Here is a 1,194-nt window from a genome sequence, read left to right as displayed (position 1 = left end):
CGACGTCCCCCCGGTTTTGAGTAGCGCGGCGATCTGGAGTCCAATTCCCCAGAGTAAGGAGATTGGACGTGAAGAAGCGCTTTTCCGAAGAGCAGATCATCGGCTTCCTGCGTGAGGCCGAGGCCGGGCTGCCGGTCAAGGAGCTGTGCCGCAAGCACGGCTTCAGCGAGGCGTCGTACTACCTGTGGCGGAGCAAGTTCGGGGGCATGAGCGTGCCCGACGCAAAGCGCTTGAAGGAGCTGGAGACCGAGAACGGGCGGCTGAAGAAGCTCCTGGCAGAGCAGGTGCTCGAGAACGAGGTCATCAAGGACGTCCTGCGAAAAAAGTGGTGAGCGCGCCGGCTCGACGCGAGCAGGTGCGCTACATGATGACCAGGGGGCTGAGCGAGCGGCGAGCCTTGGCGGTGCTGCGCATGAGTGCCAGCGCGTATCGCTACCAGCCGGCGCCCGATCGCAACGTCGATCTCCGCGAGCAGATCCTCGCACTGGCCCAGCGATACAAGCGCTACGGCGTCGGGATGATCTACCTCAAGCTCAGGCAGGCGGGAGTTCTCGTGAACTACAAGCGCGTGGAGCGGCTGTACCAGGAAGCGAAGCTGCAGGTGCGGCGCCGGAAGCGGAAGAAGGTGCCGGTCGCCGACCGGCAGCCGCTGCTGCGTCCGAGCCGTGCCAACGAGGTCTGGTCGATGGACTTCGTGTTCGACCGGACCGCGGATGGCCGGGTACTCAAGGCGCTCGTGATCGTGGATGACGCGACGCACGAGCTAGTGGCGATCGAGGTCGAGCGGGCCATTTCCGGACATGGCGTCGCTCGCATCCTGGACCGCTTGGCGGTGCAACGTGGCCTGCCGCGGGTCATCCGCACCGACAACGGCAAGGAGTTCTGCGGCAAGGCGATGCTCGAATGGGCGCATGCCCGCGGTGTTGCCATGCGCCTGATCGAGCCGGGCAAGCCCAACCAGAACGCCTATGTCGAGAGCCTCAACGGCCGCCTGCGCGACGAGTGCCTCAACGAACACTGGTTCACCAGCCTGCTGCATGCCCGAACCGTCATCGAAACCTGGCGCCGCGAGTACAACGAGGAGCGACCCAAGAAGGTGCTCGGCGGACTGACCCCGAGCGACTACGCCAGCCAGCTGGCATCCGCTACGATTGATCCCGGACTCTAAACCGCCGTGCTACTGAAGGCGGGGGG

At 64.9% G+C, this 1,194-nt stretch carries 1 protein-coding gene; it reads left to right on the top strand.

The features are described from left to right. Positions 1-68: 68 nt before the first annotated feature. A protein-coding gene (locus tag OK345_RS17700; protein WP_265129323.1) for an IS3 family transposase occupies positions 69-1,168 on the top strand; the annotation gives its coding sequence in 2 pieces (ribosomal slippage) (positions 69-327 and positions 327-1,168; 1,101 coding nt in all). Positions 1,169-1,194: the final 26 nt, after the last annotated feature.

Origin of the sequence: Xanthomonas chitinilytica, from assembly GCF_026107455.2 — a bacterium.
GTDB lineage: Bacteria > Pseudomonadota > Gammaproteobacteria > Xanthomonadales > Xanthomonadaceae > Stenotrophomonas > Stenotrophomonas chitinilytica.
This window is presented reverse-complemented; position numbering and strand designations above follow the sequence as displayed.